A 22517-nucleotide genomic window follows, 5' to 3' on the forward strand; every position below is an offset into this window, starting at 1 on the left:
GACGGGCGCGGAAAGGGAGGAGGAAGGCCCGGGAGGGGGATGAGGAAACAAGGGGAGGAGAGGGGCGATGGCAGTGGAAAAGGCTCCGGTGCTCGACGTCAGGGGGTTGCGCTGCGTGACGCCGACCGGCCGAGTGCTGCTGGACCGGGCGGATCTGGTGGTCGAGGCGGGCCGCTCGGTGGCGGTGACCGGTCCGAGCGGCAGTGGGAAGAGCACCCTGCTGATGTGCCTGCTCGGGCTGACGCGCCCGCAGAGCGGCGAGGTGCGCGTGGCCGGTACGGACATCACCCGCCTCGGCGGCCGTCGGCTGGCCCGGCACCGGCGGGAGACCACCGGCATGGTGTTCCAGTTCGGGGAGCTGCTGCCCGAACTGTCCCCCGTGGAGAACGTCGCGCTCGCGGCGCTGCTGGCCGGCACCGGTCGGGGCCGGGCGCTGGGCCGGGCGTCGCGGCTGCTGACGGAGCTGGGCGTACCCACGACGGGTACGGCGACCGCCGACCTGTCCGGCGGCGAGCGCCAACGCACCGCGGTGGCCAGGGCGTTGGTCAATCAGCCGGCGCTGCTGCTCGCGGACGAGCCGACCGGCTCGCTGGACCCGGCCAACCGGGACCGTGTGGCCGAGCTGCTCCATTCGCTGCCTGCCAGGTGGGGCTGCGGGCTTCTCGTGGTGACGCACGATCCGGCGGTGGCGGCCCTGGCCGACCGCCGGTACGCCCTGGTGGAAGGTGGTCTGCACGAACAGCGTCGGGTTCCGACGGCCCGGAGCACCGTATGACGTCCCGATGGCTCCAGATGCTGCGGATCGGCCGGAGTGCCGCGCGCAGCGCGGACCAGAGGGGGGTGCGGTTCGCCGGTCTCGTGCTGGCCTCGACCGTGGCCGCGCTGACGCTCCTGGCGGTGGTGCTGTCGGTGGCGACGTACGAGGGCCGGGTCCTGCGCAGTGCCGCCCGCGCGCCTCTCCTGACCGAGTTCCGGCCGGATGCGGGGCCGCCGAAACTGCTGTGGCGCCTCGACCAGGACACCACGGGCGGGGCCGCGGGGGGAGTGTCCTTCGCCGTGATCCACATCGAACCGCTCACCCCGGACGCCCCGTTGCCGCCGGGGTTGCGGACGTGGCCGCGCCCGGGTGAGGCCGTGCTGTCGGGGCCGCTCCTGGAAGCGGCGGGCGCGGAGGGCATCGCCACCCGCTACGGCACCCTCGTCGGCCGCATCGGTGTGGAGGGCCTCGCGGTGGCGGGCGAGAACCTGGCGTACGTGCGACCGGCACCCGGTTTCCTGACCCGGGAGAACGCGTCACCGGCGACCGGCTTCGGCACCTCGGCCCCCTGGGGGCCGAGATTCGGGGACGACAGCGGCTTCCGGCCGCTGGGGGAGCTGCTGTCGCTCATCGCGGTGATGCTCGGCCTGCCCGCCGGGTTCCTGCTGGTGGTCGCGGCCCGGACCGGTGCGGCCGCCCGCGACAGACGCACCGCGGTGCTGGGCGCCATGGGCGCCTCCCGGCGGGACCTGGCGCTCGTGGCCGTCGGCGAGGCGCTGGCCCCGGTCGCCCTCGGCTGCACGATCGCGGCGGCGGTGACCGCGTCGGCCATGGCGGTCGACATCCCGCTGCCCTGGATCGGCTTCACCCTCGATGCGGCCCAGTTACGGGCGTACGCCCCTGAGGCGTTCGGGGCGGTGGCGGCGGCCGGTGCGACGGTGCTGGGCACGGCGGCGCTGCTGCACCCGGCACCGTCGAGGACGACCGGCACGAGACCGGCCGCCGCCCCCAACTCCCGTACGACGGTGATCTGCGCGGCCCTTTTCGTGCCGTGTCAGATCCTGCTCGCCTGGTTCCCCGCCCTCTTCGCGCACACCTACCACACCGGGCTCTCCACGGTGGTGCTCGCGACCGGCTCGATCGGCTCGCTGGCCACCCTGCCCGCGGTACTCGCCCTGGCCTTCGGCGTACTGGGCCGTACGGTGGCCCGGCTGGGCCTCCGCTCAGGGGCGCCGGGCGCTCTGCTCGCGGGCCGCTGGGTGCACGCCGGTCCGGGCAGACTGGCCCGGCTCGTCGCCGGATCGGTGATCGCGGCGGGCCTGCTCGCGTTCATCCAGGTCTATCCGAGCATCCCGTCGTCGTTCGGCCTCGCGGCCCGCCAGGCCCAGCGCGCGGCGGGCACCGATTTCCTCCGCATCGAGGTCCCCGAGGAAGACCGCTACCCGGCCTTCCTCGCCGCGCTGCCGCCCGGCACGGAGATCGTCACCCTGGAGCAGACCGAACCGGCCGAGCGGACCGAGCGGACCGAACCGGCTGAACCTGCCGAGCCTGTTGTGGGTGACTTGCCCCGCGCCGCAACGTTCCACGGAACCTGTGCCGCGCTGCGGGCGCTCGACATCAGCTGCGTTTCCGGCAGTTCGAAGCCCATCGCCGTCGAACCGCGCGACGCGCCCCGCGCCGGGCTGCTCCTGGCCGAGGCATCCGTCAGCGGCCCGGTCACGGCCGTACCCGTACCCGTACCCGTGCCTGTCTCCGGCCCGGCCCCGGCCCCGGCCCCCACCCTCGCCCGCGGTCCCGCCGCGCTCAGTCGCTCCACCGGTGCCGGTGAGGGACCGTACCCACCCCTGGTCACCGCCGTATCCACCCACCGCGCCGGTCTACCCACCACCGAACTGCGAAGGATCGCCCACGCCACCCTGGGGCCGGGCACCGAGGTGCTGACGATCGGTCAGTACGCGTTGGGCGGTGTCATGGTCACCACCCAGCATGTGCGCTGGGCCTCGTTCCTGGGGTGCATCGGCGTGCTGATCGTCGCGGCGGCGCACGGTATGAACACCCTCGGCGAGATCCTGCGTTTCGCGCGGGCGATCGCCCCGGTCTGCGTCCTGACCGGCGGCCGCCGTATCTACGCGTCCGTCGCCGCCTGGACCGTTCTGGCCCCGCTGTTCCTGGCGGCCCCACTGGCGGCCGGCTTCGCGGTGTGGATCACGCTGCCCCTGACCACCCCGCCCCGCCGGGGCTCCCTCCCGCCCGAACTGCTCACCGGGACAGCGGCCACCCTGCTGGTCCTGGCCACCCTGACCACACTCTGGGCCACTCGCAACGCCCTGGTCACGGCCCGCCGCTGGCGCCCCACAGGCGATTGACGGGCCGCGGAAGCGGCTGCTGGAGAGGCTGCGGAAGAGGCCCGCGGAAGAGGCCGCTGAGGAGGCGGGGGCGACAGACGCACCCGTGCCCGGCGGTGATGTTCCACCGCCGGGCACGGGTATTGGGGACGGGGATCGGTTCAGTCAGTGATCTCGATCTTGCCGTTGGCCGTGCTCGACGGCGCGGTCGCGGCCGTCTCGTCGCCCTGGGCGGGCACGTTCGCCGCGGCGGAACCGGGCGTGCGGCCCTTCAGGTTCTGGAGAAGTGCGGCGAAGTCGACGCCGGTGGTGGAGTTGAGGAGCTCCATGCCCTGGGCCACGTTGTCGGTCACCGTCCGGGCCAGCTGGCTGGCTCCGTCCGTGGAGATCACGGTCAGCTTGTCGACGGCGCTCAGGGGCTCGGACGCCTTGGCGACGACCTGGGGCAGAACCTCGACCAGCATCTGGAGTACGGCCGCGTCGCCGTACTGCGCGAAGGCGTCGGCCTTCTTCTGCATGGCCTCGGCCTCCGCGGAGCCCTTGGCCGCGATGGCGGCGGCCTCCGCCTCACCCTCGATGCGCACGGCGTCGGCGAGGGCCGAGCGGTGGAGCTTCTCGCCCTGACCGGTCAGCCGGGAGCGCTCCGCGTCGGCCTCGGCCTCCTTGACCTGGGCGATGCGGCGGGCCTCCGCCTCCTGCTCCGCCTGGTAGCGGGCGGCGTCGGCGGGCTTGCGCACCTTGGTGTCGAGTTCGCGGTCGGTCAGGGCCGCCTGGCGCTCGGCGACCTTCTCCTGCTCCTGGAGGACTTCCTGCTGACGGGCGGCCTCGGCGAGCGGGCCGGCCGCGTTGGCCTTGGCGGCCGCCGCTTCCGTCTCGGCCTTGATCTCGGCCTGCTTCAGGTAGAAGGTCCGCTCGGCTATGGCGATCTCCTCGGCCGCCTTCAGCCGGGCCTGCTCCGACGCACGCCGCGCGATCGCCTCGGCGATGTCGGCCTCCTGCTTGGCACGGGCGGCCTCGGGGCGGCCGAGGTCCTCCAGGTAGGAGCCCTCGGTGGTGATGTCCTGGATCTGGAAGGCGTCCAGGATCAGGCCCTGGCCGGAGAGGCTGGCCTCGGCCTCCTCGGCGACCTGCCCGGCGAACGCGGCACGGTCGCGGATGATGTCCTCGACCGACATCCGGCCGACGATGGCGCGCAGCGCACCCGAGAGCACTTCCTGGGTGAAGCCGACGATGCCGTCCTGCTGCTGGAGGAAGCGCTGGGCGGCTGCCCGGATCGCGTCCTCGCTGCCGCCGACCTTGACGATCGCGACGCCTTCGAGGTTGGACTTCACGCCGCGCAGGGTGACGGCGCCGCGCACGGCGATCGGGATGTGGCGGCTGGAGAGGTCCAGGGTGAACTTCTGCTGCACGAACGGCACGACGAAGACGCCGCCGCCGACGACGACCTTCTGACCGCTGTTGTCGATGCTGGTGCGGCCGGTCACCGGGTCGGTCGACTTCTTGCCGCGGCGCCCGGTGATGATGAACGCCTCGCTGGGCCCGGCGACCTTGTAGCGCGTGACGACTGCGAGGGCGAGGAGTACGAGGAGTACGACGATGCCGATGACGGAGATCAGAACTGGACTCATAAGAGGTGTCCCCCCTGCCTCCCGAAGGGGGACGGCAGATCGTTTTCAGAACAAGTGCGAAACAGTGCGAAACGGTGTGAACAGTGGGCGGCCGGGTCGGCACTTGGGCCCGCCGGAGTGGCCCGGTCGGCCGGTCGGCTGGCCGGTTTCGGTCGGGCGTGGTCAGCGCTCGACCGGGCGGACCGCGACCGAGGTGGTGGACAGCGTCGCCTCCACCCAGATCTCGGCGCCGCGTTCGACAGGTGCCGTGCTCTTCGCCGCGTACTTCACGGTCTGACCCGCGAGCCGCAGCAGCACCTCGCCGTACCCATCGGCCGGAATGGAGGTCACGACGGACCCGGAGGTGCCGACGAGATCCTCGCCGCGAGGCGTCGCCGTGGTCTGGTCCCGCATCAGGGCCCGGCTGAGCTTCCAGGTCAGCCAGGCGGCGACGATCCCGGCCAGGGCTCCGGCGGCCGTGGCCACGACCGTTCCGGCGCCGGTGGTGCCGAGCACGATCGCGCCGCCGAAGCCGAGCATCGACATGAAGCCCGCGATCACCGGCAGCGAGAGCAGGCCGTCGAAAAGGCCGCTCAGTACGCCGCCGAAGAGCCCTTCGAGGATTCCGTCGAAGATCAGGGAGAGGGCGAGAAGAGCGATTCCCGCAATGCCGAGACCCAGGAACAAGGTCACGTGATCACTCCCCGGCTTTCGATTTCCCCCGAATATTTTCCGTCGAACTGGCTGGATGGTCCCATACACCACCACATCGGGGCACTGCCGGGATCCGGCAGTCTTTACGCCGCTTTGATGCCGGAGAGGCGGGCGGTGAGGGTGTCGAGCGACTGGAACGTGGCCCCGAGCAGCGCGACGTGCTTCCAGCGCAGGACCCCGTCGGGGCCGATGAGGAAGACCGCGCGCCGTACGCCGATGCCGGGCGCCGCGACTCCGTACGTCCTGGCGATCTCCCGGCCCCCGTCGGCCAGCAGCGGCATGCGCAGTCCGTGGGTGCGGGCGAACGACTCATGGCTGTCCACACCCTGTGGGCTGATTCCCCACACCTCGGCGTCGAGCCCGTCGAAGGTGTCCAGCCCCGACGAGTACGAGCAGAGCTGCTTGGTGCACACAGCGGTGTTGTCGCCCGGGTAGAAGGCCAGGACGACGGCCCGGCCCAGTGAGGCGGAGAGGCGGTAGTCGCCGCGTTCGAAGTTCTCGCCCGACAGAATTCCTCCTGGGAGAGTGAAGTCGGGTGCGGGACTGCCCGGTTGTGGTCCTGATGCCATGACGGCTCCCTTGTCGACGCTACGCGGATGGGCACGGGACTCGTACAGTGAACGGCACTTCTCGCTCATTGACACGTTTGACCCATCCGTAGTCTGCCCCGCACCGAATATGGGGTGGGCGGGTGCGGTGGCCCGCGCCCGGAACTGGAGGTACGTGTGGCGCAACGACCGCCGTCGGCAGCGGTGCTCATCCTTCACGGCGGCCACGAGACGGGGATCGAACCGCCTCCGCCCGGACTCCTGAACCTGCCCGCCCTGCGCATGAGGCCGTTCGCGCGGGCCGTGGCACGGGCCACCCGCCGCGAAGGAAACCACGAGGCCCACGACCCCCACGACTTCTGCGACCCCCACGACCCCCACGACTCCTGCGACCCCGGTGACCCCGGTGATCCCGGTGATCCCCACGACGACGGCCACGACGACGGCCACGACGACGGCCACGACGACGGCCGCGATGGCGGCGGACGCGGCCCGGTCCTGGTGCGGGGTGTCCGCTATACGCACCGCGGCTGGAACGGCGCCCGTGAGGATCCGCTCCATGACGCCGTACGCGCCCTCGATGAGCTGAGGGACGAGGCGGGCGAGATCCCGGTGGTCCTCCTCGGCCACTCCATGGGCGCCCGCGCGGCCCTTCGTGCCGCCGATCACCCCTCGGTCCGTGCGGTGGTCGGCCTTGCTCCGTGGTGCCCGCCGGGCGACCCGGTCACCCAGCTCGCGGGCCGCGACGTCGTTCTGCTGCACAGCACCCGCGACCGCGTCACGAGCCCCCAGGCGACCCAGTCCCTCACGGCCCGAGCCCGTCGCGCGGGCGCCCGTACGTGCATGATCACCGTCCGGGGCGGCGATCACGCGATGATCCGTCGCGCCCCGGCCTGGCACCATCTGACGGCGGCGCTGGTCACCGGACTGCTGGGTCTCACCGCACTGCCGGACCCGGTGACGACGGCCCTCGGGCTCCCGCTGCACGCCGAGGCGACCGAGGGCACCCTGGACCTCGACCGGCTGCGCGCCGACCGGGCGGGCCCGGCGCCCGCCGAGCCGCAGCGGTGACGTACGACGCGGGGCCGGGGCTGCGGATGCGGGGCAGGGAGCGGCGGCCGACGATGGAAGACCGGTGGCCGACGACGGCAGGAGGCCCTCTTGCAGGCCGAACCGCACGACGACGACGCGCCGGTGCCGTTCGATCCCGCGCCGGTGGCCGCCCTGCTCGGCGGTACTACGGTCGGGGTGGCCGTCTTCGACACCGGGCTGAGCTACCTCTACGTCAATCCGGCACTCGAACGGATCAACGGCATCCCGGCCGCTGCCCATCTCGGCCGGACCCCCGCCGAGATCCTGCCGGAACTCGATGAGCACAAGGACCTGATGCGGCTGGTGCTGGCCGACGGGAAGCCGCGCGAGACCACGGTCGGGGGGCGGACCTGGGTGGCATCGCTACCGGATCAGCGGTACTGGCACTCCGCGTACCACCGCCTGGAGACGGACGGCCGGGTCCAGGGGCTCGTCGCGATCGTCCTGGACATCACCGGCCATGTGCGCCAGCAGCAGGAGCTGGAACGGGCCCGGAGTCATCTGGCCCTCCTGGACACCGCCGCCGTCAGTATCGGCACGACGCTCGACATGGACACCACCTGCCGCGAACTCGCGGACTTCGTCGTGCCCGCGCTGGCCGACATCGCCGCCGTGGAGATCTTCCCGCCGGACATCGGGCACGAGGTGCGGCGCGCGGCGCCCGGGGTGCTGCGACTGCGCCGGGCCGCGCTGTCCGCAGTCCCCGAACTCGCCGAATCGGCACGGCAGTTCGGGCACCCGGGGGAGTACATCGACTACCAGGAGGACGCGGGCGTCGCCCGTTGCCTGGCGGCCAATCAGCCGGTGGTGGAGAACCGGGACGACGATGCGGAACATCCGGACGAGTTCGACGGTCCGCCGCGCACGGCCGGATTCCGCGCCGCCTCCCGTGCCTTCGGCCTGCGCGGGGCGGCCTTCGTGCCGCTCGTCGCGCGCGGTCGTGCGCTGGGCGCCTTGAACCTCGTACGGGCCGGGAAATCGCCCGCGTTCACCGACGAGGACATGTTCGTCGCCCGCGAGCTCGCGGGCCGGGCCGCCGTCGACCTCGACCACGCCCGCCGTTACGCCCACGAACACAGCGTCGCCCTGGAACTCCAGCGTTCCCTGCTCTCCGAACCCTGGGGCCCGCACGCGCACGTGGAGATCGCGACCCGCTATCTGCCCGCCGAACACGGCGTCCTGGTGGGCGGCGACTGGTTCGACGTCGTACCGCTGCGGGACGGGCGCCATCTGAAGGCGATGGGTGATGTCATGGGCCACGGCGTGGAGGCGGCCGTCGCCATGAGCCACTACCGCTCGCTGCTGCGCCTCCTGGCCGGTGACGACCTGCCGCCGCACCTCATTCTGGAGCGGCTCGACACCATGGTCGAACGGTCCGGTATGGACCGGGCGGCGACCTGTCTGCTCGCGGTCGTCGACCGGTTCGGCGGCAACTGCGAGGTGGCCAGCGCGGGCCATCTGCCGCCGGTGTTCATCGATCCGGGGAAGGCCGGGGCACGGGTGGTCCGGGTTCCGGTGGGGCCGCCGCTCGGCACCGGATTCGGCGGGTACCGGACGTCGTCGGTGCCGTGCGGTCCGGGGACCGTGCTGTTCATGTACACCGACGGTCTGGTGGAGCGCCGGGGCGAGGACATCGATGTGTCCGTGGGACGGCTGGCCGAGCTGACCCTGCCGGTGGGCGGACGGCTCGAAGACCTGCTGGACGCCGTGCTCGACCGGTTCGGGGACGGGGCGGAGGACGACATCGCGGTTCTCGCCTCACGCATCCGGGAGGGAGCGCTGCCGGTCCGCTGAAGGGGCGTTGTCAGTGCCCGGTGCGAGGATACGAGGCATGGAAGCCGGCACCGCACCGTCCACGCAGCCCCGTAAAGACACCCGTAAAGACACCCGTACAGACACTCCTACCGATTCCTGTACCGACTCCCGTTCCGCTCCTTGGCTCCTCGGTGACATCGAGGCCGCCGTCCGCGGCAGCTGGGACGCCTCCACGACCACACCGGAGCACCGGCCGTCGTGGAGCGCGGACAACCCGGCCCGTGACCAGTGCGGGGTCACCGCACTGGTGATCAACGACCTGCTGGGCGGCGATCTGATCCGGGGCGAGGTGCATGCCGACGGCGAGTGGACGGACTACCACTGGTGGAACCGGCTGGGAGCGGGTGTCGAGATCGACCTCACCCGTGAGCAGTTCGGGCCGCACGAACGCGTCTCGGGAGGCACGGTGATACCGAGGCCCGACGAGATCGTCCGGCTCCGCGAGGAGTACGAGCTGCTGCGCGACCGGGTCCTGGAGCGCCTCCGGCGGGAGTAGGGCGGCGGGTTGGGGGAGCGTCGGCCGATGTGCCGGCCGGTCCGTCCGACGGGTCAGCCCAGTTCGAGGCTGGTGATGCCGTACAGGCCGGTCCGGTCGAAGACCGGCTCCGGTCCGGTGTACATGCGCGCCGTGTCGAACGACGGTGTCAGGCCGAGCTGTTCCGCGAGACGTACCGCCGACGGGTTGATGTCGGGGACATCGATCGCCACAGGGGTGTCCGGCGCCGTGGCCGCGAGGGCACTCACGAGCGCGGCGGCCACCTCCGGCGACGCGGCGTACAGCGGACCGATACGGGAAGCGGCCCGGCAGGCGCGCAGGACGGCGAGGCCGTGGAGTTCGCCGTCGCGGACCGCGGCCACCGCGACATGCCCGGAGGTCGTGATCCAGGGCGCCAGGAAGCTGTCCCGGGCGGCCGGGAAGAACTGCCGGTCGTACGCGGCGAGCCGCCCGAACGGGAGCGTGCGGGCATCGACCAGGGTGATGCCCGGCGGCGCGGCGATTCCCGTGTCCGGCAGCCCTTCGTACCGGGCGTTGCTCCAGCACGAACGGAAGCCGGATCTGCGGTAGTTGTCCTGTTGGGCGGGTACGCCGTCCAGGCCGATGGTGCGCCCGGAGAGCCGGGCCATCCCGGCACGCCAGACCTGGATCCCGTATCCCCGGCCCCGCAGCGGGGGGCGGGTCAGGTAGAAGCCCAGGAAGCCGAAGTCGTCGCCGTAGCGCACGACCGAGACGGAGGAGACGGGCTCCCCGTCCAGGCGTCCGATCAGGAAGCCGCACGGATCGGCGGCGAAGAAGGGCCGGGTGTCGGTGAGCCCGGGGTTCCAGCCCTCGTCATGGGCCCACCCGGCCAGGGTCGTCATGTCGTCGGCGCTCGCGGTGGTGATCTCGAAAGTTGGCACGGACCAGTCGTACCCCGTCCGGGAGCCGTTCAGCGGTCGTGCCGCCGACCTGGCCGGAAGGGGTACGGCGGGTGTGCGGCCGATGGGGCCGATGAGCCCCACGCGTCAGCCGAAGGCGTACGCCACCGTCGTGGCCGCGCCCAGCGCCGCCCCGGCCACGGTCTGCGCGACCGAGTGGTACCGCAGCGCCACCCGGGACCAGCACACGGCCACGGTCAGCGTCCCGGCCAGCAGCCACCACGGGGAGTGCACCACGGCGAGCAGCGCGACCACCGCCGAGGCGACCGCCGAGTCCACCGAGATCTTCCAGACGGTGTTGACCGTCAGCAGGACGATCGTCATCGCCCAGAGGGCGAGCATCGCGACGAGGATGCCCGTGGGGGCGTGCCCCATGACCATGACCACCGAGCCGACGCCGATGGAACCGAGGATGACGAGGAAGATCGGGGCCCGTTTGGTGCGGTCGACGACATGGCGGTCGCCCCAGGTACCGCGCTTGCGCTCCCACTCGATGTAGCCCGCGGGGATGAGCCCGGCGCACAGCGCGCCGAGGAAGCCCCAGAGGAGACCGGTCCAGTCGCCCGCGGCTGCCAGCCCGACGCCGAGCATCCCGGCCAGCAGCATGTTGCGGGGCTGGAGCGCATCGGTGACGGCGCGGGCCACGGACGCCGTAGCGGTCGCAGGTGCTTCAGGTGTTGCCGGTGCTCCGGGTGCTCCGGGTGCTCCGGGTGTTGCCGGTGCTTCAGGTGTTGCCGGTGCCTCGGAACCGGGATCGTTCTCGGTGGTGCTGTTCATGCCGTCTTCGCTGCCTTTCCCGGCTCTTGTACGGATTCCGCTGCCGCCGGGACCCCCACGGACGCGAGGACCCGGCGGGTACGTGCTTCGGTGACCGTCCGGTACGCGCCGGCGACCCGCACCAGTCGGGCCACCTCGCCGTCCTGGTCGGTGGCGTGGTCGCTGTCCTGGTCGGCGTTCTGCTGGGCCGCCACCCTCGCGGCGCCGCCCGCGGACGCGCCCCCGGCTTTGGCGGCGAGCGCGGCCTTGATCCAGTACGCGTCGGTGAGCGGGGCGGCCCGCCGCGGGTCCCGGGTGTCCTCGGCGGCCGCGCGTTCGGCGGCGGCGAGCAGATCGTCGGGCACGTAGTGCCGCAACTTCTCGACCGCGTCCGCGATATCGGCGGCCCACCGGTCGACCCGGAGGTCCGACGGGGTGTCGAACCGGGTCAGCTCCCGGGCCAGCGACGCGGGCGGGTCGAAGGGCTGGTCGGGGAAGGCGGTCATCAACTCGTACCAGAGCGCGTGCAGTTTCACCTGGGCCCGCCACAGCTTCGCCCGGTGCGCGCCCTTGCTGAAGGCCGGGATGGAGGCGCCCAGCGCGAAGAACCCGAACAGCACCAGTTGCGCCGCCTCGGTGATCTCGTCGAACCGGAGGGCGAAGCTCTCGCTGGGCCGGTCGATCACGCTGATCCACAGGAACAGGGTCCGGCTGACCGTGTAGCCGACCCCGATGAACATCGCGAAGGTCATCATCCCGAGGCCGACGCGGAGATGGCGCAGCCGCGCGTCGGCGGTGGCCAGGGCCCACTGGTACGCGCACACGGCGGAGGCGGCGCCGAGGTAGAGGTAGAAGACGCTCATGTAGAGCGTGGCGCCCCACTGCCCCGCGTGGTCGGAGACGAACCGGTCCGAGGGGACGGAGCGGTCGACCACCGTGAAGAAGAGCACGGTCAGCAGGATCAGCGTCGCCACGGACGCCTTGGCCGCCACCTGCTGGACGAGGCGGGCGAAGCGGACGTGCCGGGGGATGCCGTCCCCCTCGGGGTAGCGGCCGTAGATGGCGACGATGTAGCTGAGAATGGCCAGGATCGCGATGGTCGCCGTGTAGTGCTTGATCAGTACGGCGAGGTCGGTCACGGCGCTGTTGTTGAGGCCGATGCGTACGGCCCGGGTCTTGGTCCACAGGGCGATGGCGAATCCGGCGTAGCAGCCCCACAGGGCCCGCCGCCGTTTGTCTTCCTCGCCGCCCCACAGGGCTGCGGGCATGCGCCACAGGGCAACGGCCGTCATCAGGCCGGCTATCAGGTAGCCGGCGAGATCGAGGGGGGTCACGGCGGTCCTTGTTCCTTCGGGGGCGGGGTGGCAGGGGTGTCAGGCGTCGTCGGGCCGACGGAACAGACCTCGGCGCCGGTGGGCGACGGGGCGGGACAGCGAGTTGGCCAGCCGCCCCACCATGTCATCGGTGGTCATGTCCCTGGCCATCCGGGGAATCAGCGACGCACCGAATTCGGCCATCCGCTCGTCGTGGGTGTCGTACTGGGCGCGGGCCTGGACCGTGCTGCCGTCGGCCTCGAACGCCTCGGCGACCGTGGGAGAGACCATCCGGGCGATCAGCGAGGTGTCGAAGACCGGGAGGAGCGTGCGGAGTTGCTCCGCCGAGAGCGTGGTTCCGTGGTCGAACCACTCATGGCACAGCTCATGCAGGATGACGTGCTGGGTCTGGTACGCGGTCGGCCGTCGGCGGTAGAGCACGAAACTGGTGTCGCCCGCCTTCAGGCGCAGTCCGCAGGCGGCGTTGACGCGCGCCAGCCGGTCCGGCAGTTCATGCAGACGGATGGTGCGGCCGCGTGCCGCTTCCATGTTCGCCACCAGGCCCGGCAGCGAGAAAGGGGTCGGTATGGGCAGGTCGGCCAGCCCCGCCTCGCACTCTTTCCGCAGCTTGCGCAGAGACATGGCGCTGTCGCCGCCTACGCTTCCGGTTCCGGGTCCGTGTCCCGGCCTCTGGAGGCGTCCTCCAGCAGCGACATCGCGAACTGCAGCAGTTCCGGAGAGAGCCCGTCGTCGCCGATGCCCCGGCCCGCCAGCCCGCTGATCTCCCCCGTGCGCCGCTTGGCGAGGAACTGAAGTCCGGCCACGACATCGTCGACGACCTCGGACTCCTCCTTGAAGAAGTGCCAGTCCACGCCGAACCCCAGCCCGAGCGCCTTGAGGATCTCCTCGGACGGCTGGGTGACCTTCCCGGCGAGGATGTTGGAGAAGTAGCTGTGCGAGAGCGAACCGCCGCGCTCCCTGACCAGCTCCGCGAAGACCCGGCCCGAGATCTTCTGGCCGGGGAAGGTCTTCTCGACCATGTACTCGACCTTCTGCCGCAGCGAATTCAGCTCCGGCGCGCGCTCTTCACCGTTGTCCATTGCCATCCGGCCCCCCACGATCACGTCCACCACGGGGCGCTCGGTCGTGCGCTGCGCGATGTTCGATTCGGTCAACGGGCTCGTACTGTAACGAACCCCGACAGGGTTTCGGCAGCGTGGGTGACGAAGCGGACCAATCGGCTTCAGAGCCGGAATGAGCTTGCGCAAACACTCTACGTCACTGTTAACTCAAAAAAACATGGGCAGGGGACCACGAGGGGAGTCCCTTGCCCATGTTTCGTGAAGCCCGGGTGCGAGGCCCGCGCGGGAAACCGGGGCGAGGCCCCTGCGGGAAACGCGGCGAGACCCGCGCGGGAAACGGGATATCCGGAATCGTGAAGTCCGTTTGCTGTGACCGGACATAGGCGTAGCCCTTCACGACGGGGGATGCGTGAAGGGCTACGCGAGCATTATGGCCCTTACTCCATCCGGCGACAACTGACCGGTCGGTCAGCTGTGCTGTGCGCCCAGTCCGGCCCTCCGCCCCCGGCGCCGGGAATCTGTCGTGGCCGCGATAGACATGACGTTCTCGTACGATTAGGGTTTCTTGTGCGGTCGAGCTAAACAGCGGTACGCGAGCAGAGGGACACCCTGGGGGCGTACGGCGCCGAGGGCCCTCAGGCATGCGTGGCGGAACATGTGTGACACGAAGAGGTGCAGATGCCCCCGGAAACCCCCTCGCACGCCGGTGATCGGCTCGATGACGACGACTACCCCGCTTACACCATGGGGCGCGCCGCGGAGATGATCGGTGCGACACCGGGTTTCCTGCGGGCGATCGGCGCGGCGCGCCTGATCACCCCGCTGCGCTCCGAGGGCGGCCATCGCCGCTACTCCCGCTACCAGCTCCGCATCGCGGCTCGCGCGCGCGAGCTGGTCGACGCCGGTACGCCGATCGACGCCGCCTGCCGCATCGTCATCCTGGAGGACCAGCTCGAAGAGGCGCTGCGCCTCAACGCGGAGATGCGACGGCCGACGGACTCCTGAACATATCTGTATTCGCCAGCACAGAATTTTGTGCAATGTGCGATGAGGGTTTATGCCACGCCAGGCGGAGTGATATTACGTACAGCCCTCTTCCGCTCGCATCGTGCTACGGTTGATCTCAGTTGCAGTTGTGGTTCCCAAAACTTCAAGTGCTCTCGCCGGTTCTGTACCGGTGGGTGCGCTTTTGTATTTCCGGTAGTTTTTCCGGACGGGGTAATCATCGCGGCGACGTAGGGCTCGCACAGTGTGAGTCCACGGGCTCTGCCCCGAAGGAGATATGAACATGGCTACTGGCACCGTGAAGTGGTTCAACGCCGAAAAGGGTTTCGGCTTCATCGAGCAGGACGGCGGCGGCGCTGACGTCTTCGCCCACTACTCGAACATCGCCTCCAGCGGCTTCCGCGAGCTGCAGGAAGGCCAGAAGGTGAACTTCGACGTCACGCAGGGCCAGAAGGGCCCGCAGGCCGAGAACATCACCCCCGCCTGATCACTCAGGTTGTACTGCGCAGCTGGGGCCCGCACCTTGGGGTGCGGGCCCCAGCTCGTTGTCGTTTCCGGGGCCCGCATTCCGTGCCCCCTCCCGAAGCCGTGTCCGGTGCAGTGATTCCCGGCGGCCGGGCTTCGATTTCTTTTGTCATTTCATCGGCTCGTTCTTGCGATTCTGGGCGCCGTTCCAAGGCTCCTGTCCAAAAAGAATCCCTCGATACGTGCCCCACATCGAGGAAAGGTTCTGCATGAACCGCGAACGCGCATCTCGCACGAACGACCGATTTTCCCGGACCCGCTCGGGCGGTTCCAGCGGCGGCCGCACCGGCGGCGCGCCGAAGTACTCCGGCGGCGGATCGTATTCCGGTGGCGGGTCGCAGCGCTCCGGCGGTGGACCGAAGCGGTCCGGCGGCTTCGGCCGTCGGCCCGCCGCGAAGCAGGGTGAGTTCGCCCTGCCGGTCACCATCACCCCGGCGCTGCCCGCCGCTGCCGCCTTCGACGAGCTCGACATGCCGGCCCCGCTCAAGGCGGCTCTCGTCGCCGAGGGCATGACGGTGCCGTTCCCCATCCAGGCGGCGACCCTGCCGAACAGCCTCGCGGGCCGTGACGTCCTGGGCCGCGGCCGGACCGGATCGGGCAAGACGCTGGCCTTCGGCCTGGCTCTGCTGGCCCGTACCGAGGGCCGCCGCGCCGACGCCCGCCGTCCGCTGGCCCTGGTCCTCGTCCCCACCCGGGAACTGGCCCAGCAGGTCACCGACGCGCTCACCCCGTACGCCCGGTCGCTGAAGCTGCGCCTCGCCACCGTCGTCGGCGGCATGTCGATCGGCAGGCAGGCCAGTGCGCTGCGTGGCGGTGCCGAAGTCGTCGTCGCCACCCCGGGCCGGCTCAAGGACCTCATCGAGCGCGGTGACTGCCGGCTGGACCGGGTCACCATCACGGTTCTCGACGAGGCCGACCAGATGGCCGACATGGGCTTCATGCCCCAGGTCACGGAGCTGCTCGACCAGGTGAACCCGGAGGGGCAGCGGATGCTCTTCTCGGCCACCCTGGACCGTAACGTCGACCTTCTGGTCCGTCGCTACCTGCACGACCCGGTCGTCCACTCCGTGGACCCCGCGGCCGGTGCGGTGACGACGATGGAGCACCACGTGCTCTACGTCCAGGGCGCCGACAAGTACGCCACGACCACGGAGATCGCGGCCCGCGACGGCCGCGTCATCATGTTCCTGGACACCAAGCACGCCGTGGACAAGCTGACCGACCACCTGCTGCACAGCGGCGTCCGGGCGGCCGCGCTGCACGGCGGCAAGTCGCAGCCGCAGCGCACCCGCACCCTGGAGCGGTTCAAGACCGGGCACGTCACGGTCCTGGTCGCCACCAACGTCGCCGCCCGTGGCATCCACGTCGACAACCTCGACCTCGTCGTGAACGTCGACCCGCCCAGCGACCACAAGGACTACCTGCACCGCGGCGGCCGTACCGCCCGTGCCGGTGAGTCCGGCAGTGTCGTCACGCTGGTGCTGCCGGGGCAGCGCCGTGAGATGACGCGTCTGATGGCGGATGCCGGGATCACCCCGCAGATCGCCCAGGTCCGTTCCGGCGAGGCCGAGCTGAGCCGGATCACCGGGGCGCAGACGCCCTCGGGCGTTCCCGTCGTCATCAGCGCGGCGCCCAAGGAGCGGTCCAGGAGCACCGGCGGAGCGTTCATGGGCCGTGGCAGCAAGCGCGGCGGCGGAGCGCCCTCGCGCGGACGCCGTCCGGGCGTGCCCACACCCGAGGCGCGCGCCGCCGCCTCGCAGCGCCGGAACAACCGCGCCGCGTAGCCTTCCCGGTAGGAGACGGCCGGTACTGGTCTGTTCCGTACCGGCCGTCTCGCATTGGCCGTTCGCTCCTGGCAGTCTCGTACCGGCAGTTCCGTACCGGGCGTCCCGTGCCGGTAGTTCCCGTGCCGGTAGTTCTCGTACCGGCAGTTCCGGGCCGGTGGTTCCGTACCGCCGTCCCGTGCCCGTCCCGTACCGCCAGTTCCTACCGGCAGTCCCCGTCCGGTTTCTCTTCGACTCGACCTTGCTGAGGCACCATGCGCTGTGTCATCGCCCGCTTCCCCTTCGATCTGTTCAAGAACGAAGTGGAGGATTCGATGAAGGGCATCAAGCCCGAACCCGTCACCGGAGACGCCGTGGTCATCAGCCGCCGCGTCTACCCCGTCAAGCAGGTCGGGGAAGTGATCACCCGGCAGGACCGCCGCGACTTCTCCTCCGCCGAGGTGACCAGGGCGCTGACCCGCCTCGGTTTCACCTGCCGTACGGCCCAGGCGGCCGTCCCCGCCCCCGCGCTGACGCCGCTGGAGACGGCGTCGGCGCTGCTCGGAACGCCGGAGCCGCGGCCGGAGCCGGTCCTCCCGGCCGCGGAGCCGCTGCCCGCTCCGGGCGCCGGTCAGATGTGAGCGGGGCCGGGTCCTCCCGGCCGCCGCACGAACGGGCCCTGTCGGCCGGCGACTTCACCCTCGCCGCCGGTGGGGCCCGTTCGGCTTTCCTGGTGCGGGGCCGGTTCTGCCGGGACGCGCCCAGGGGCTGCCCGACCGTGACGGCGACAATGTGACAAGCCGACTGTGCCCAGGTGTGATCGTGTGTAACAAAGGCTCCGCCAAACGGATGGCATGCGCGAGTTGCACTTCCCCGGCAAGGGGAGGATCGGTGCCATGAAGAGCAAGCTGACCGCGCTCGGAGTGACAGTTGTCGCGTCCGTGCTGCCCGCCGCCGGAACCGCGTACGCCGACGAGACACACAGGAACGCGCACAACGGCCCCCAAGTGGCTCTGATCTCCACGGGCCAGATCGACGATCCGCTGGAGGACGTGCTGGAGCACGCCACGGTGCTCGGCAAGACCTACGTCATCGGCTGAGGTCCCCGTCCGGGGGGCTTCAGACCCCCCCGGCGCCCCTGCCTCGCCCAGTTCATCCGCGGCTCCACGACAGGACGCAGCACCCGCCGGACGGGTGGCGTGCACAGCAGGGTCACCGCGACCGCGCCGCCCACGGTCACCGCGACGGTGTCCAGCGGGGTGGAGAGGAACGGCTCGTCGTAGACGCCCCGGTACAGGGCGGTACGGATGACGAAGCCGTGCAGCGGGTAGCCGTAGAGGGTGCACGTTCCCAGCGCGCTCATCCAGGTCCGGCGGTTCGGCACCCGGGCGAGGAAGCACGCGCCGAGCAGTACGGAGCAGCCGAACAGGAGAACCGTCGCCAGGGGCCCCGCCCACGCGGGCGAGCCGAGTTCCTGCGCGCTGTACTGCCGGGCGGCCGCTGTCCGGCAGCGGCTCCCAGGCGTGGCCCATCGCCACCAGCACGATCGCCAGGTATTTGGCGTTGTCGAAGAAGTGGTCCCGCCGGGCGGGGCGTTCGCCGGTGGCCGTGGCCGTGGCCTTGGCCGTCGTCGCCGTGCCGGAGGCGGCGGGGCGTGGCCGCTTGGCGGCCAGTGAGGTCAGCGAGGTCAGGGAAGGTACGCCGACACCCTAGGTGTACTGGGCCGTGTCCGAGGTCCCTTGTCCTTTCTCCTCCGTGTCCAGATGCGGCAGGATCCGGTCCAGCCAGCGCGGTGTCCACCAGGCGGATCTGTCCAGCAGGGTCATCACGGCGGGCACCAGCAGCAGCCGTACGACGGTGGCGTCGATCAGCACGCTGGCGGCCAGGCCCAGGCCCAGCATCTTCACCACGATGTTGTCGCTGATGACGAAGGCGGCGAACACGCTGACCATGATGAGCGCCGCGCAGGTGATGACCCGGGCGGTGATCTCCAACGCGTGCGCCACGCTCGCCTTCGGGTCGCCGGTGCGCAGCCAGGCCTCGTGGATGCGGGAGAGCAGGAAGATCTCGTAGTCCATGCTGAGCCCGAAGACGATGGCGAACATCATCATCGGCACATAGCTCTCGATCGGGACGGCCCCCGACACCCCCAGCGCCGGGCCGCCCCAGCCCCACTGGAAGACGGCCACCACGACGCCGTACGAGGCCGCGATCGACAGGACGTTCAGTACGGCGGCCTTGACGGCGACGAGCAGGCCGCGGAACACGATGAGGATGACGAGGAAGGCGAGTGCGACGACGACCGCGATGATCAGCGGCAGTCGGCTGGAGACGATGTCCAGGAAGTCGACCTGGGCGGCGGTCGTGCCGGTCACATAGGAGCTCGCCCCGGTGCCGGAGACGGCCTGCGGGAGGACGTCGTCGGTCAGCCGGTTCACCAGGGCGGTGCTGCGCTCGTCCTGCGGGGCGGCCACCGAGTACGCGGTGCCGGTCAGGACGTCGCCGTCCGAGGTGGCGGTGAGCGGGGTGATCACGGCGGCGTCGGGCACCCCGGTCAGTGCCTTCTGCGCCTGGTCCGCCAGCGCGGAGCGGTCGGACTGCGGGACCTCGCTCTGGTCGATCACGAGCGTCAGCGGGCCGTTCGAGCCGGGTCCGAAGGCGGTGGACATCAGGTCGAAGGCGCGGCGGTCGGTGAACGACTTCGGGTCGGCGCCGTCCCCGATGTGGCCGAGCTGGATGAAGAAGAGGGGAAAGGCGAGGACGGCCAGGGTGACCACCCCGCCGGCCAGGAACCACCAGGGGCGCCGCTCCACCCGCTGCGCGTACCGGTGCCAGCCGCCGTGCGCCTCCTCGCCGGGCGCCGCGTCGGTCTCCGCGACGGGGGTCCGCACCCGGAGCCGGTCGATGCGCCGTCCGATCAGGCCCAGAATGGCCGGTACGAGGGTGAGGGCCCCGATCACGGCGGTGACCACCGTGACCGCCGCGGCCAGGCCGAGCTTGCCGATGAAGCCGATGCCGGAGACCCACAGCCCGGACAGGGCGATGATCACGGTGCAGCCGGAGAGCAGGACGGCCCGCCCGCTGGTGGCCGCCGCGTTCCCGGCGGCCGTCACCGGGTCCTCGCCGTCGACGAGGTTCTGGCGGTGCCGGGTGACGAGGAACAGCGCGTAGTCGATGCCGACGCCGATGCCGATCATCGTGGCGAGCGTCGGTGACACGGTGGCGAACGTGGCGGCGGCGGCCAGCAGCCCCAGCAGGGCCAGTCCGCACAGGGCACAGATCAGTGCGGTCACCAGGGGCAGCACGGCGGCCAACAGGCTGCCGAAGCCGATCAGCAGGACAAGGATCGCGACGCCGAAGCCGATGACCTCGCTGGTGCGGTCGTCGGCCTCGGGCCGGGCCAGTTCGCCGAGCGGTCCGCCGTACTCCACCTCGACGCCCGCGGCCCGCAGGGGCTGTACGGCGGCATCGACCCCGTCCAGGTACGACGGGTCGAACGTGGACGGCTGGACGCCGAACCGGACGGTGATGTACGCCGTCCTCCCGTCGGTGGAGAGCGGCCCGGTGTTCGGCGTGCCGGTGGGCGGCGGCGGGGGCGGTGTCGAGCCGGTCGGCGGCAGCGGATTCTGGACCGAGAGCACGTCGGGGAGCTTCTGGAGGTCGGCGACGGCCGTGGAGACCTGGCCGCTGACCTCGCTGAGTGCCGTGGACCCGTCGTGCAGCACCACCTGGCTGCTGTAGCCGCCGGCGGTGGGCGCGTGGGCCCGCAGGACGTCGAGACCGTCCTGGGACTGGGTGCCGGGGAGCGAGAAGTCGTCGGAGTAGTCGCCGCCGTACGCGTGCTGAAGGACCTGGAGCCCGGCGAGGGCGGCCAGCCACAGCACGAGGACGATCACGAAGTGCCGGGCGCACCACGCGCCGGTCCGGCGCAGCACACCGGTACGGCGGTCGGCGGCGGGTCCCGGCCCCCGGTGTCCGGTGGCCTGTGTCGACGGCATGGGGGCTCCCGCTCCCGGAGAGGGGCGCCCCGCGGGCGCCTCGGACACTCCGTATTCAAGGTCGGTTGCCGGGACGCGGCACGCCGGTGCGGGGGAACGGGTGACGGGCACCCCGATGAGGCGCCCGGCAGGCCGCCCGGCACGCTGCCCGGCATGAACCCCGACGGGCACCCTGAGGGGTTAGCCCCACCCCGGGTCTCGGGTCTGCCGCATGGGCAACAGTCGCCACGTCAACAACCCTGGCCCCATGACGACTTGTACGCGAAAGACCCTCCTGCTGGCCCTCTCCGCCACCGCCGTCGCCTCGGCGCTGACCGCCTCCGTCACCCCGGTGGCCCACGCCGGACCTCGGGCGTCCCCGGTCTCTTCTCCGCCCTCCCTCACCTGGCACGACTGCGAGCTGCCCGACGGTTCGACGGGCGTCGAGGGGCAGCAGTGCGCGGAGCTGCCCGTACCGCTGGACTACCGGAATCCGGACGGCCGCACCCTCACCGTCGCCGTGACCCGGCTGCGCTCCGACCGGCCCGAGGCGCGGCGCGGGACGCTGGTCGTGATCCCCGGCGGGCCGGGCTCGTCGGGCGTGGAGCGGCTCGCGCAGAAGGGGGAGGCGTTGCGGACGGCGACCCGAGGTGCGTACGACCTGGTCAGCCTGGACCCGCGCGGCGTCGGGGGCAGTACCCGGGCGGGCTGCGGAATCGCCGACGGGGACCGGCAGTTGGTGACCCTGCGGGCCTGGCCGGGGGCGGACGGGGGCATCGCGGAGAACGTCGACCGGGCCCGGCGCACCGCCGAGGCGTGTGCCCGTAACGGGGGCGAGGTCCTGCGCTCCTTCTCCACGCAGAACGAGGTCCGCGACATCGACCTGTTCCGGCAGTCGCTGGGCGAGGAGAAACTGTCGGCCTGGGGCAGCTCGTACGGGACCTACGTCGGCGCGGTCTACGCCCAGAAGTACCCGCGGCACACGGACCGTTGGGTCCTGGACGCCAACGGTGACCCGGACCCGGCGCGGGTCGGGCGCGGCTGGATGGAGAACATGGCGGTGGGCGCCGCCGACCGCTTCCCGGACTTCGCGGCCTGGGCGGCGGACCCGGCCCGCGAGGAGCAGGGCCTGCGGCTGGCCGAACGGGCCGAGGACGTCAAGCCGTTGTTCCTCGCGCTGGCCCGGAAGCTGGACCGGGAGCCGAAGGAGTCGGACGTCCCCGGCCTGCCGCTGACCGGCAACCGGCTGCGGCAGGCGCTCCAGAGCGCCCTGTTCAGCGACAGCGCCTTCGCCCCGCTGGCCGGGATGATCCGGGCGGCGCGCGATCCGCAGGGGAGCCCGGTCCTGACGCAGGACCTCGCCCAGGTGGTCCCGGACGAGGACGCGGCGGTGATGGTCGCGGTGATCTGCAACGACGTGCGCTGGCCGGGGTCCGTCGCCGGGTACCGGCGGGCGGTGGCCGCCGACCGGGAGCGGTACCCGCTGACGGCCGGGATGCCCGCGAACATCACGCCGTGCGCGTTCTGGAAGGACGCTCCGGCCGACAGGCCCACCCGGATCACGGACGAGGGGCCGTCCAACGTCCTGATGATCCAGAGCCTGCGCGACCCCGCCACCCCGTACAGCGGCGCCCTGAAGATGCGCGGCGCGTTCGGGGAGCGGGCCAGGATGGTCACGGTCGGCCGGGGCGGGCACGGCATGTATCTGGGCGGCGGGAACGCGTGCGGCGACCGCACGGTCAGCGAATTCCTCGTCACCGGGCGGCGACCGGCGCAGGACACGCACTGCGCGAGCTGAACGG

Annotated in this window: 21 protein-coding genes; 11 read left to right on the plus strand and 10 right to left on the minus strand. The window is 71.4% G+C overall.

The window, feature by feature from the left end; genetic code table 11:
* Nucleotides 1–67: 67 nt before the first annotated feature.
* A complete protein-coding gene (locus OG413_RS11600) occupies nt 68–775 on the plus strand; it encodes an ABC transporter ATP-binding protein (protein WP_266804833.1) in 708 nt (235 codons plus the stop codon).
* Nucleotides 772–3123, plus strand: coding sequence for an FtsX-like permease family protein (locus OG413_RS11605; protein ID WP_266804835.1), 2352 nt, complete (start codon nt 772–774; stop codon nt 3121–3123). The genes OG413_RS11600 and OG413_RS11605 overlap by 4 nt, the downstream gene beginning before the upstream one ends.
* A gap of 140 nt (nt 3124–3263) precedes the next feature.
* Here the strand turns inward: OG413_RS11605 and OG413_RS11610 are convergent, their stop codons facing one another.
* The 3 genes from OG413_RS11610 to OG413_RS11620 all read right to left on the minus strand — a co-directional run bounded on the left by OG413_RS11610 (nt 3264) and on the right by OG413_RS11620 (nt 5992).
* A complete protein-coding gene (locus OG413_RS11610) occupies nt 3264–4730 on the minus strand; it encodes a flotillin family protein (protein ID WP_266804837.1) in 1467 nt (488 codons plus the stop codon).
* Between the two features lie 162 nt (nt 4731–4892).
* Entirely contained in the window at nt 4893–5402 is a 510-nt protein-coding gene (locus OG413_RS11615; RefSeq protein ID WP_266804839.1) for a hypothetical protein, read from the minus strand.
* A 104-nt stretch (nt 5403–5506) separates the two neighbouring features.
* A complete protein-coding gene (locus OG413_RS11620) occupies nt 5507–5992 on the minus strand; it encodes a peroxiredoxin (protein WP_266804841.1) in 486 nt (161 codons plus the stop codon).
* Nucleotides 5993–6148: 156 nt separating this feature from the next.
* Between OG413_RS11620 and OG413_RS11625 the strand changes: the two genes are divergently transcribed.
* From OG413_RS11625 to OG413_RS11635, 3 genes are all read left to right on the plus strand, one after another.
* Nucleotides 6149–7042, plus strand: a complete 894-nt coding sequence (locus OG413_RS11625; RefSeq protein WP_266804843.1) for an alpha/beta hydrolase — start codon at nt 6149–6151, stop codon at nt 7040–7042.
* Nucleotides 7043–7132: 90 nt separating this feature from the next.
* Nucleotides 7133–8857, plus strand: coding sequence for a SpoIIE family protein phosphatase (locus OG413_RS11630; protein ID WP_266804845.1), 1725 nt, complete (start codon nt 7133–7135; stop codon nt 8855–8857).
* A 37-nt stretch (nt 8858–8894) separates the two neighbouring features.
* Nucleotides 8895–9374: a hypothetical protein gene (locus tag OG413_RS11635; protein WP_266804847.1), complete on the plus strand. Its 480-nt coding sequence runs from the start codon at nt 8895–8897 to the stop codon at nt 9372–9374.
* A 53-nt stretch (nt 9375–9427) separates the two neighbouring features.
* On the opposite strand, the gene OG413_RS11640 is transcribed toward OG413_RS11635, so the two are convergent.
* From OG413_RS11640 to OG413_RS11660, 5 genes are all read right to left on the minus strand, one after another.
* The gene (locus OG413_RS11640; protein WP_266804849.1) at nt 9428–10276 is read right to left on the minus strand and encodes a GNAT family N-acetyltransferase; all 849 of its coding nucleotides are present in this window, start codon (nt 10274–10276) and stop codon (nt 9428–9430) included.
* A gap of 105 nt (nt 10277–10381) precedes the next feature.
* Complete coding sequence (locus OG413_RS11645) at nt 10382–10900, minus strand: hypothetical protein (protein ID WP_266810086.1); 519 nt, start codon at nt 10898–10900, stop codon at nt 10382–10384.
* Between the two features lie 167 nt (nt 10901–11067).
* Nucleotides 11068–12384: an MAB_1171c family putative transporter gene (locus OG413_RS11650; protein WP_266804851.1), complete on the minus strand. Its 1317-nt coding sequence runs from the start codon at nt 12382–12384 to the stop codon at nt 11068–11070.
* Between the two features lie 39 nt (nt 12385–12423).
* The gene (locus OG413_RS11655; protein ID WP_266804853.1) at nt 12424–13005 is read right to left on the minus strand and encodes a toxin; all 582 of its coding nucleotides are present in this window, start codon (nt 13003–13005) and stop codon (nt 12424–12426) included.
* A 14-nt stretch (nt 13006–13019) separates the two neighbouring features.
* Nucleotides 13020–13463, minus strand: coding sequence for a hypothetical protein (locus OG413_RS11660; RefSeq protein WP_266810088.1), 444 nt, complete (start codon nt 13461–13463; stop codon nt 13020–13022).
* Between the two features lie 660 nt (nt 13464–14123).
* Here OG413_RS11660 and OG413_RS11665 point away from each other — a divergent pair.
* The 5 genes from OG413_RS11665 to OG413_RS11685 all read left to right on the plus strand — a co-directional run bounded on the left by OG413_RS11665 (nt 14124) and on the right by OG413_RS11685 (nt 17838).
* A complete protein-coding gene (locus OG413_RS11665; RefSeq protein WP_266804855.1) occupies nt 14124–14450 on the plus strand; it encodes a MerR family transcriptional regulator in 327 nt (108 codons plus the stop codon).
* A gap of 283 nt (nt 14451–14733) precedes the next feature.
* Nucleotides 14734–14937 (plus strand): cold-shock protein, encoded by a 204-nt coding sequence (locus tag OG413_RS11670; protein ID WP_073727988.1) that lies wholly within the window; start codon nt 14734–14736, stop codon nt 14935–14937.
* 247 nt (nt 14938–15184) lie between these two features.
* Nucleotides 15185–16759, plus strand: a complete 1575-nt coding sequence (locus tag OG413_RS11675; protein ID WP_266804858.1) for a DEAD/DEAH box helicase — start codon at nt 15185–15187, stop codon at nt 16757–16759.
* Between the two features lie 254 nt (nt 16760–17013).
* Nucleotides 17014–17379: an SCO5918 family protein gene (locus OG413_RS11680; protein WP_266804860.1), complete on the plus strand. Its 366-nt coding sequence runs from the start codon at nt 17014–17016 to the stop codon at nt 17377–17379.
* A gap of 255 nt (nt 17380–17634) precedes the next feature.
* Nucleotides 17635–17838: a hypothetical protein gene (locus OG413_RS11685; protein WP_266804862.1), complete on the plus strand. Its 204-nt coding sequence runs from the start codon at nt 17635–17637 to the stop codon at nt 17836–17838.
* Here OG413_RS11685 and OG413_RS11690 read toward each other — a convergent pair.
* Both OG413_RS11690 and OG413_RS11695 read right to left on the minus strand, forming a co-directional pair.
* The gene (locus OG413_RS11690; RefSeq protein WP_266804864.1) at nt 17823–18101 is read right to left on the minus strand and encodes a hypothetical protein; all 279 of its coding nucleotides are present in this window, start codon (nt 18099–18101) and stop codon (nt 17823–17825) included. The two genes, OG413_RS11685 and OG413_RS11690, sit on opposite strands and share 16 nt — an antisense overlap.
* Before the next feature lie 346 nt (nt 18102–18447).
* Nucleotides 18448–20736 (minus strand): MMPL family transporter, encoded by a 2289-nt coding sequence (locus OG413_RS11695; protein ID WP_266804866.1) that lies wholly within the window; start codon nt 20734–20736, stop codon nt 18448–18450.
* 247 nt (nt 20737–20983) lie between these two features.
* On the opposite strand from OG413_RS11695, the gene OG413_RS11700 reads away from it, so the two are divergent.
* Nucleotides 20984–22513 (plus strand): alpha/beta hydrolase, encoded by a 1530-nt coding sequence (locus tag OG413_RS11700; RefSeq protein WP_266804868.1) that lies wholly within the window; start codon nt 20984–20986, stop codon nt 22511–22513.
* Nucleotides 22514–22517: the final 4 nt, after the last annotated feature.

The organism is Streptomyces sp. NBC_01433 (assembly GCF_026340105.1).
Lineage (GTDB): Bacteria > Actinomycetota > Actinomycetes > Streptomycetales > Streptomycetaceae > Streptomyces.